The sequence below is a fragment of the Cetobacterium sp. genome (genome assembly GCF_048470075.1).
In the GTDB taxonomy this organism is placed as follows: Bacteria; Fusobacteriota; Fusobacteriia; order Fusobacteriales; family Fusobacteriaceae; genus Cetobacterium_A.
The window spans coordinates 1-9972 of record NZ_DBGBQB010000147.1; the positions used below are offsets into that span (position 1 = coordinate 1).

The 9972-nt window shown below is 33.2% G+C and carries 11 protein-coding genes; all 11 read right to left on the reverse strand.

Going from position 1 to position 9972, the window contains the following annotated elements; translation table 11 throughout:
• Positions 1-1748: molybdopterin biosynthesis protein (locus tag ACMOUI_RS05150; protein ID WP_418964668.1), on the reverse strand; the 1748-nt coding region annotated here is incomplete at its 3' end.
• Positions 1741-2946 carry a molybdopterin molybdotransferase MoeA gene (locus ACMOUI_RS05155; RefSeq protein WP_418964669.1) on the reverse strand — a complete coding sequence of 402 codons (1206 nt, stop codon included), beginning with the start codon at positions 2944-2946 and terminating at the stop codon, positions 1741-1743. The genes ACMOUI_RS05155 and ACMOUI_RS05150, both read right to left, overlap by 8 nt.
• The gene (gene tatC, locus ACMOUI_RS05160) at positions 2943-3656 is read right to left on the reverse strand and encodes a twin-arginine translocase subunit TatC (protein ID WP_418964670.1); all 714 of its coding nucleotides are present in this window, start codon (positions 3654-3656) and stop codon (positions 2943-2945) included. The genes ACMOUI_RS05155 and tatC overlap by 4 nt, the downstream gene beginning before the upstream one ends.
• Positions 3646-3843 carry a Sec-independent protein translocase subunit TatA/TatB gene (locus ACMOUI_RS05165; RefSeq protein WP_418964671.1) on the reverse strand — a complete coding sequence of 66 codons (198 nt, stop codon included), beginning with the start codon at positions 3841-3843 and terminating at the stop codon, positions 3646-3648. Before ACMOUI_RS05165 ends, tatC begins: the two co-directional genes overlap by 11 nt.
• A 16-nt stretch (positions 3844-3859) precedes the next feature.
• Entirely contained in the window at positions 3860-4579 is a 720-nt protein-coding gene (gene fdhD, locus ACMOUI_RS05170) for a formate dehydrogenase accessory sulfurtransferase FdhD (protein ID WP_418964672.1), read from the reverse strand.
• An 11-nt stretch (positions 4580-4590) separates the two neighbouring features.
• Positions 4591-5115, reverse strand: coding sequence for a hypothetical protein (locus ACMOUI_RS05175; RefSeq protein WP_418964673.1), 525 nt, complete (start codon positions 5113-5115; stop codon positions 4591-4593).
• Between the two features lie 18 nt (positions 5116-5133).
• Entirely contained in the window at positions 5134-7242 is a 2109-nt protein-coding gene (locus ACMOUI_RS05180; protein WP_418964674.1) for an aldehyde ferredoxin oxidoreductase, read from the reverse strand.
• A gap of 20 nt (positions 7243-7262) precedes the next feature.
• Complete coding sequence (locus tag ACMOUI_RS05185) at positions 7263-7910, reverse strand: ferredoxin-like protein (RefSeq protein ID WP_418964675.1); 648 nt, start codon at positions 7908-7910, stop codon at positions 7263-7265.
• Positions 7910-8515: an ABC transporter ATP-binding protein gene (locus ACMOUI_RS05190; RefSeq protein WP_418964676.1), complete on the reverse strand. Its 606-nt coding sequence runs from the start codon at positions 8513-8515 to the stop codon at positions 7910-7912. The genes ACMOUI_RS05185 and ACMOUI_RS05190 overlap by 1 nt, the downstream gene beginning before the upstream one ends.
• On the reverse strand, positions 8516-9145 hold the full coding sequence (locus ACMOUI_RS05195) for an ABC transporter permease (RefSeq protein ID WP_418964677.1): 630 nt from the start codon (positions 9143-9145) through the stop codon (positions 8516-8518).
• A gap of 1 nt (position 9146) precedes the next feature.
• Positions 9147-9932: a substrate-binding domain-containing protein gene (locus ACMOUI_RS05200; protein WP_418964678.1), complete on the reverse strand. Its 786-nt coding sequence runs from the start codon at positions 9930-9932 to the stop codon at positions 9147-9149.
• Positions 9933-9972: the final 40 nt, after the last annotated feature.

Consider the following 9972-nt stretch of genomic DNA (forward strand, 5'->3'; position numbering starts at 1 on the left):
AAATCATACTCCTCTTTTGCTAAGGGTATAAAATCTAAATCCGCTATTTTAGCGGCTTCCATTATTCCTAGCCCAGCCTCTGCTGTCCCATTTTTTACAGCCATTGCAACATCTAAATGAGTTGCCACCTCATAGTCATATCCTTTTAAGTTTATGCAATCTAACTTCTCAGTTTTTAACCAGTAATCCAAGAGAATTCTTGTTCCTGACCCTCTTTGTCTATTGACAAATCTAATATCTTTTTCAAACATATCTTTAATATCTTTTATATTCAATGGATTACCTTTTTGAACTATTAAACCTTGGATTCTCTCCACGCCTTTTATCAAAGTCATATCTTCAGTTGGAAAATATTTTTGTATAAAGGATATATTATATTCACCATTTTGCTCATCTAACATATGAATTGGGGCAATATCTGCATTTCTTTGCTTAATTGCCAATATACCTCCAAAACTTCCCACATGTGTGGAGCAAAGTTTTATAGAGTCTCCTATTAAATCCATAACAATGTCATGACTACCAACTGAAACCAAGTTATCTTCAATCTCTTTCAATGGTTTTAAAAGCTCTACTTTAACTCTCTCTCCTACACTTATTCCTTCAACCGATCTAGGGATTGCTAAAATACCATCAGCTTTTGATAAACTTGTTGTAATTCCAGCTCCTCTAGCTAAAGGCATAACTATGTAGTCATCCATGCTTCTATGAATAGTAACTCTCACTAACTCCTTATGTTTTAAAGATGATACAATACTTTTTCCAAGTTTACCCTCTATAAATTTTTTTTCATTGGAGATGTTAGTCACTCTCTCTAAAAGAGGTCTAACAAAAATATCCATAGCTAAATACGCTGAAACAGGATATCCAGGTATCCCTATAACTGGCTTTTCATTGATTTTGCCCAATATTGTTGGTTTTCCTGGTTTAATTGCAACTCCATGGATAATAACCTCACCTATCTCCTGTATAACACTTTTGGTATAATCTTTACTTCCAGCTGAAGACCCTGCATTTATTATCACAACATCAAATTTTTTAGAAAGTTCATCTAACTTTTTCTTCATCTCATTGTAGTCATCTTTTAATCTCTCTTGAATATATGGAACTCCTCCCCACTCCCTTATTTGAGCGGAAAAAACATAGGAGTTACAATCTATTACCGATTTTTCTTTAAACTCCTCTTTAAATATATCTATAACCTCATCTCCCGTTGGAACAATAGCTATATTTGGCTTTTTATAAACCTCTATCTCTTTTATTCCTCCAGTTATAAGAGCTCCTAAATCCTGAGGTGAAATTTTATGATTTGACTTTATTAGCATCTCTCCAGCTACTATATCCTCTCCTACAGGTCTCACATGTTGCCATGGTTTGGCATTTTTTATAATTTTAAAAGTGCCATTCTCCAACTTTATTAGCTCTTCAATCATAACAACACAATCACCCGAGGATAGGTCCAAGGGATTTCCTGTATTCACATATTTAAAATCATCCTCTTTTAAATAGACTGGGGTTATCTCCGTTGCCTCTTTAATCTTTTCTGAAAAAATAAAGATTCCATCCATTGCACTTGCTGCATATGTGGGAGAGCAATAGTTAGCATAAACCGCTTTTGAAGTCACTCTACCAATTGAATCTAATACAGATATTTTTTCACTTTTAAGTTCTAAAGATATTTGAGAAAAATACTCTTTTAAAGCCACTTCTACATCAATATTATCTATATATATGTTTCTTTTAATCATTTAGTATCACCTCTACTATATCCCCCTTATAGAATCCCTCTTTATAGTCTGGTATAGATATATATCCATCCCCCTCTAAAACTGGTCTTATCATAGATGATTTACTTATCACTGGATAAACTTGCAACTTTTGATTGCCCATCTCCAATCTGACATTTATAAAACATGTTTTTCCAGGATCACCAAAAATATTTTCTCCCAATTCACCATACACTTTAACCCTTTTTCTATTTAAAAATACAGGTTCAACTAGAGCTTTAAAAACATTTACTCCCGATTGGGGATGTCCAGGCATTCCAAATATAAATTTATCTCTATATTTTGCTATTATAGTGGGCTTTCCAGGTTTTAGTGCTATACCATGGACAAATATATCTCCCCCTATATCATCTATCGCTTTCTCAGTAAAATCTCTTACACCAACTGAGCTCCCTCCAGATATTAAAACCACATGGGCATTTTTTAGGGACTCTTGTAATGTTGATGACAAAATATCTAGATTATCCTTTACTAGAAATGTACTCGTTACCTCTCCAAGTCCCTCTTCCACTAAAGCTCTAAAAATATTTGTGTTTATGTCATAGACCTCACCTATTTTTAACTCTTTGCCCAATTCAATGATTTCATCTCCCGTGGAGATAATTGAAAATTTTATTTTTTCATAAACCTTTACTTTAGACATACCTATAGATGATAAAACTCCTATATGACTTGAAGTTATTCTCTCCCCTTTTCTAATCAACAAATCTCCTGACTTTATCTCTGAACCCTTCAATATTACATTTGAAAGTTGAGAGATACCTCTATTAACAAGTATTTCATCTCCTAGCTCTTCACAGTCTTCCACCATTACCATAGCGTCAGTTCCCCTTGGAAGCATACCTCCTGTTGGAATATACATACACTCTCCCAGTTCTATTTCAACTCTATTTTCCTCTCCCATTTTTCCATTTCCAATATTTCTCAATGGAATTGGTGAAAATTCACTAGCTCCATGTATATCTTTGGCTTTAACAGCATAGCCATCTACAGTAGATCTATCAAATGAGGGTAAATCTATACTTGAAACTATATCTTCCGCTATAATTCTATTTAAAGAGTTTGCCAATAAAGTCTCCTCTATTTCTAAAACTCTATCCAATTTTGAGTCTATACTATCCATAGCCTCCTTTAAACTCACTGTTTTAAAAAATCTCATTGTTCCTCCTGATATCTATTTATTAACCAACAAATCCCTATACTTAACTGTAATAATAATATCATTGGAAGTGCCAACATAATCTGTGATATTATATCTGGCGGTGTCATTACTGCTGCTACTATAAATATTATTAATATCATAATCGGTTGTTTTTTTCTTAAGGTCTTCGCTTTTATCAACTTTAATTTTGCTAATAATGCGGCTAAGATTGGCATTTCAAATACAATTCCAAAAGTGAAGATAATACTCAATATAAAATCTAAATATGAGCCTATGGAGATCATCTGAGCTATCTCATCTCTTTGAAATTTTTGAAAAAATTCTAACATAGTTGGCAATACCATTTTATAGGCAAAATAACCTCCAGTTATAAAGAATAGTAATCCCCCTATAAATGAACCAACTATATATAATCTTTCACCTTTATATAGCCCCGGAGATACGAAGGTCCATATCTGTAGAATTGTTATTGGTGATGCTAAAATTACTCCCCCTATTAACGATATTTTTAAATAAGCTAAAAATAGTTCAGGAGGTGTTAGATATACTAATTTCATACTCTTATTCATTTTTAAAAATATCTCAATTAAACTGTTTGAGTATTCATAACAGATAAAAGTTGTAAATAAATTAGCGATAACTATGTATAACATTCTCTTTCTTAACTCAGCTAGGTGTCCTAACATTGTTAAATTTTTATTTTTCACTATTTCCCGCATCCTTTGGTGCTGTATTTGGATCTATATCCTTACTTATATCATTTGCATGCCCTTTAAACTCTTTTATAGCTTTCCCCAAACTTTTTCCAATCTCTGGTAACTTTGATGGTCCAAAAACTACCAGTGCTATACATAATATCAATATTAATTCAAACGGTCCTAATCTTCCAAACATATTTTATCTCTCCCCTTTATTTTATTCTATTTTCAAAAGTATAAATTATTGGATCATTTTTTCCAACTCTTCCAATTAAACAAACTCCCAATCTCTCTGCTAACTCTATTGCTAAACTACTTGGAATACTTATTGTAGCCACAACCGGTATTTTAGTTGCAACAGCCTTAAGTACCATATCTAAAGATAGTCTTCCAGTGGTTGTAATAACTGAATTTTTTAGATCAAACCCCTTGTTTAGAGCCGCACCTATAGCTTTATCAACGGCGTTGTGTCTCCCTATATCCTCTCTGATAACCACGTTTCCATTTATATCTCCAATTGATGCACAGTGCATTCCACCACTATTTTTATACATTACTGCACCCTCTAGCATCTCCCTGGCAACTTTTTTTATTCTTTCTAAAGATATTTGCTCAGAGTATTCTATTTTTTCTCTTTCCATAACTTTTTCATCAAAAAGTGCTCCACTTCCACACCCACTTAAAACTACTTTTGGTATAGTAAACAGGTCATCCTTTACTTCTCCCAATGTATAAGTGGCAATAAGTTTTGCATCTTTACATGCTGCAACGCTTTCTAACTCATTTTTACCCTTTATTATTCCTCTTGTATATAGATGCCCTAAAGCTAAATCCTCCAAGTCATACGGAGAGCACATAAAAGTTACTAGCTTCTCTCTATTCACTCTAAGTTCAACTGGGGCTTCCTCACACACATTACTTTTTTTTAACATACAACTCCTTTTTATGGATTTTCAAACTGTCCCACTTCTACCCATTCACACAGTCCCTTGGCATGACCCAATGTCATATGTATATCAGAGTAAAGATACTTTGCTCCATTTGATGCTTGTACAATTTTTATATCCATATATTTCTTATTTTTTAATATCTCTTCCAATAAATTATCTATATCATCTCGTTTAAAAGGAGCTAATCTAAAAATATCCAATGATGTTGGTCTTGGATATAGTTTTGATTCATTTCTAACTGTTTCAACTATTACTTCCTCAATATTTTTCTCTTTTAAATTAAATAACATATCTCTATATGCATTACTAATATAGTCTTTTGAATAAAAATAGACTTCTATTTTGCCTATAATTATATCAATATCTTTTGCACTTTCACTCTCTTTTAACTTTTTTATCACTTTTTCAATTTGAGAAGCCTCTATATTTAAAGGCTCCTTTTCCAAGTCACTTTTACCAATTAATCTCCCCATTTTTGAGGATTCCCTTATAAATTCAATCAGAATCTCTATATTCATCTTTTTTTCCTTTTATTTTTATGCTGGCAATAGATTTAAACTCTGTAATTCAGCTGCAACATCAGCCATTCCCAATCTTTCCAATGTCTCTTTTGTAGGAGCACCTGTCTTTTCATCCCATCCCATCTCTCTATAGAATAGTGTCAGTGCTAGTTGCATATCCTCTCTATCCATCTTATCTGTTCCAGGAGTAAATGCCTTAATATCTGGATCCTTATCAAAAACCCAATCAGTCATTCCATCATGCTCTTCTCTCATATTAATTGTATTCATATTCTTCACAGTTAATGCTCTATGCAAAGTGAAAACTCTTTCTGCTGCTAAATCTAAACTTTCCTCTGTATAGTTTTCTCCAGTTACAACAGTCATAAATTTAGATTCTAAAGCCAAGTCCCCTCTATAGTTTCTTGATTTATGTGGCGATACTGTCATAGGCCACATCCAGTTACAAAGAGTCAATGAATCATGTAAACAATTTTTTACTATCGCCCATTTTGCTAACTTTGCTTTATACTCATTCATTGGTGTGTAGTTCAGTGGTGGATCTATTCCTTCTGGTGATCCAACAATCTCTGCTACAACCTCTTTTTGAATCTCTATTGGCAATCCACTTCCAACTAAGTTTACTAGAGTATGACTTTGAGCATCTCTGTTGAACATGCAACTTATCAGTGATCCAACTTGACCATTTGTCTCATTTGAATGATGTTTAGGGAATCCTAACTTTGACCATAGTCCATATTTAGGATTATTCCAATAGTCATCTCCAAAATCCCATCTTTTAGCTACCCAGTAAGCTCCATCTCCAAGATGGCTCAACTCTCCCTCTTTATAGGCTATTCTTCTATAAAAATCTATTAGGAAAGCCGGGTCTTTCTCTTCCAATAGATGCCAAGGAATAGAGTTATACTCCTCTTCAGGTAATACCCTTTTAAAGATTCCACTCTCATATCCATGCTTTAAATCTGTTCCTATAAGTCCATAGTTACACCAAACTCCATAGTCATCAGCCAATGATGCACCAATAGCTGCTGCAAACATCTTTCCATCGCCCTTTTCCTCTATATCTTTATTTCCTTTAAACATAACTCTTTGAGGTGAAAAATATCCCATACAACTGTTTGCAACATATGGAGATAATCCATACTCCTGAAGTTTTGGTATTTTTAGTTGACTCATACATCTAATTGGACATGATTGGCAACCTCCCATTCTAACTGTATACTTTTCTGCTGAGGGACCTAAATCAAATGTGGCTTTCATTGTTCTATATCCAACTCTATTTACATCTCCTGCTGCAGATATTCCAGTTTCAATAGGACCTCCCTCTGCCGCTCCCCAAGTTAAGCCCTCTCTAGCTGTCCATCTACTCCCTTTATGATGATATTCCGCCCAAGGCTGAGGTGTACTCGGTACAACATGCTGATTATTTGCTCCTATTAAATCTTTCATCATATAGTTATTTAATTTTAATAGCTCTCTACCTTTTCCAGCTATATTTACAGCATTATCTCCCTTTACTGCAATAGCTTTTAGCATTTTTGAACCTAATACTCCTCCATGACCACCTGCAGAATGACTTAATCCATTCATAATAACCGAAAGATTGACCATATTCTCACCAGCTTGACCAATAGCTGCCACTGATGCACCCTTTCCTACTATTGCAGCCAGTTGAGCTGTTGTATCTTTTATTCCCTTACCCCATACATTTGTTGCATTTTCTAGTGAAACTTTCTCATTCTCAATTCTTAACCAAACTGGTCTATTTGACTTTCCCTCAATAATTATGGCATCATATCCCGCATATTTTAATTGAGCTGCAAAATTTCCTCCCATATGTGAATCTCCCACTGCATTGTAAGGATTCGATGGAAATAGTGAAGTGATATTGGTTCTAGAACTTGAAGGTGCTCCTGAACCAGTAAGTGGTCCCACTGCAAACACTATCTTATTTGCCTCATCAAAAGCTTTTGTTCCTGCGGGAACCTCATCAAAAATCACTTTATACCCTATACCCATTCCACCAATAAAGTCCTTATATTTAGATGTAGGTTCCTTTGTTATTGCTCCAGTTGTTAAATTTACCCTTAAAATATTTCCTGCCCATCCATATGATTTACTCATTTTTTATTTATCCCCCTTGATTATCTCTTACTAAAATAGTGTGCTTTACTTAAATCTTCCCATTTGATAACTTTTAAAGCATCTGTTGGACACCCTCTAACACATGCTCCACAGGTTACACATTTTGTTGCATACCCACTCTCTGTATCAATTGTTGGTAAGTTCCATGGACATGCTTCACTACAAGTTCCACACCCTATACATTTATCTTTTAATACCACTCTAGCACCTGTTCTAGAGTCTGCAACTATAGCGCCATTGAGACAGGCATTTGCACAAAATGGTTCTCTACATTGTTTGCATGTTACAGGGGACATCTTTAAATTCCCCATCTGACCATCTTCAAATTGATAATTTATTTTTGGCCCAGTTATACCGAAATTATAGTTTTCACCTACTTTAATTCTAGACAGAAATGGCTGAACCTTACCATCATTTTGTAATGTACATGTTATTTCACAACGCTGACACCCTGTACATTTGGATCTATCTACAACCAACAATCCATCTGGGAGAGCTGTAGCAGCCATTGCCTCCTCCCCAAATCCAAACATTGATAATATTGAGGAGGTAACTGCAAAACCAGCTATCCCCTTTCCTGTAAGTTTTAGAAACTCTCTTCTTGTCGTTTCTTTATCGAATACCCTATTGATTAAACCTTTAGACATTATGTCCCCCTTTGAATTAATTTTCCTTCATCTACCTCGTAAATACAGTCACTTATTCTTACTGCTTGTTCATAATCATGAGTTACTATAACTATTAAACTCCCCACATCTCTTAATTCATCTAATATTTTTTCCACTAGTTGTGTACTTCTCTTATCCATACTGGCAGTTGGTTCATCTAAAAGTAATATCTTTTTATTATAAAGAACAGTTCTAATAAATTGTACTTTTGCTTTTTCTCCACCTGATAGTGTATTGATTGATGAATCTTTTAAATTTTCCACCTGAAACTCTTTTAACAGAGTTAAAACTCTATCTTTATCTATACTCTTACCCCTCAATTTAAAAGGTTCAGTTAAATTGTACATAACACTTCCTTTAAAAAATAGAGGTTCTTGTGTACATAAAATTATGTCCTCTGTATTATATTTTAATACTCCTTCATCATAGGATAGTATTCCGCTCAATATTTTTAAAAGTGTACTTTTCCCAGCTCCGTTCCTTCCCAATATTGAATAGATTCTTCCCCTATAAAAGTTCAAGTCTGATATTTCTAAAATCAATCTATTTTCATAATATTTTTTTAAATTTTTAATCTCTATCAACTATTTCACCCATTTTATTAAAAAATTTAATAAAAAAGAGATACTAAACAATATTAATGCAATTACCAATGAGGTGTTATAGTTCCCCATAGAGGTTGAAAGAGCTATATATGTGGTCATCACTCTTGTATGTCCCTTAATATTTCCTCCAACTAACATAACTGACCCTACTTCAGAGATACCTCTGGCAAAAGCTATTAAAAATATTCCCAAAAATCTGGTTTTAAGTTCTCTAAAAAAAACTCTATTCAATTTTTTAGGAGGGATATGTAAAATTTTACAAGTTGTTAAAATTCTAGTTCCATCATCTTCTAAAAGCTCTGAGCAAAGCGTTATAACCAACGGTAGCAATAGTAAAAATTGTGCAATTATTATTGCCGCTGGTGTAAACAGTAGATTTAGAGGTCCCAAAATCCCTCTTCTTGAAAGAATTAAAAGCACTACTAATCCAAATATTATTGTTGGAACTCCTGTTAGCGCTCTAAAAAATTCCAATATTTTCTTAAAAATTTTATCTTTTTTAAAAAATAACCCAAGACCTATAAAAAATCCAACTATTGAACTTAAAATACTTGCTACCCCTGTTACAAATAAAGATAGTAATACAATCTCTATTATCTCTTTTTCCACACTAGTTACCTACAAAAAATAGTGGTGTACCAAACTCATCTTTACCATAGTTCTTCATAATCTCTTCAGCCTCTTTTGATTGCATAAACTCTATAAATATTTTTATATCATCTTTTTTAGAGTCTTGAACATTTGAAAGTTCTAAAATTGAATATATATTTTTTAAAGGTTCTTTTTCATCTAAAGGAACCTCTTGTAATTTGAAGTTATCTTTAACCTTTAAAAATGTTCCACTATCTGATAGTGTAAATCCCTGTAATTCAGAAGTTAAGTTTAAAGTTTTTGCCATTCCCAATCCAGCTTCTTTATAGTTTTTAAAATTTTTATCAACTTGTGCTTCTTTCCACATAGCTAACTCTTTAGAGTGTGTCCCTGATTTATCTCCCCTTGATACAAATATCAAATTTTCAGTAGCTATTTTATTCAATAATTTATTTAAATTTTTAGGATAGTTTGTTAAATCTTTCTCATTATCAGTTACAACTACAAAATAGTTATACATTAATGGATATCTTTTAGCTCCATATCCATCCTCTATAAATTTTTTTTCTCTTGCTGGATCATGGGTAAAAAGAATATCAACATCCCCTCTTTTCCCCAATTCTAAAGCTTCCCCAGTACCTTTAGCGATCCATTTTAACTCAACACCTTTCTCTTTTTTTAACGTTTTTGAAATCTCTGTTAAAAATCCTGTGTCATCTAAAGATGTTGTAGTTCCCATTAAAATTTCACCTGCGTAAATATTTGCACACATTAAAATACTTGTCAACATTATGGATTTTTTCATTTTAATCCCTCCTCATAAAATATGAATAATTATACTATAT

Coding starts and splice junctions, on each gene's coding strand:
- ACMOUI_RS05180 (WP_418964674.1), bottom strand. CDS start 7,242: ATGAGTAAATCATATGGATGGGCAGGAAATATTTTAAGGGTAAATTTA.
- ACMOUI_RS05185 (WP_418964675.1), bottom strand. CDS start 7,910: ATGTCTAAAGGTTTAATCAATAGGGTATTCGATAAAGAAACGACAAGA.
- ACMOUI_RS05175 (WP_418964673.1), bottom strand. CDS start 5,115: ATGAATATAGAGATTCTGATTGAATTTATAAGGGAATCCTCAAAAATG.
- fdhD (WP_418964672.1), bottom strand. CDS start 4,579: ATGTTAAAAAAAAGTAATGTGTGTGAGGAAGCCCCAGTTGAACTTAGA.
- ACMOUI_RS05155 (WP_418964669.1), bottom strand. CDS start 2,946: ATGAGATTTTTTAAAACAGTGAGTTTAAAGGAGGCTATGGATAGTATA.
- ACMOUI_RS05165 (WP_418964671.1), bottom strand. CDS start 3,843: ATGTTTGGAAGATTAGGACCGTTTGAATTAATATTGATATTATGTATA.
- ACMOUI_RS05200 (WP_418964678.1), bottom strand. CDS start 9,932: ATGAAAAAATCCATAATGTTGACAAGTATTTTAATGTGTGCAAATATT.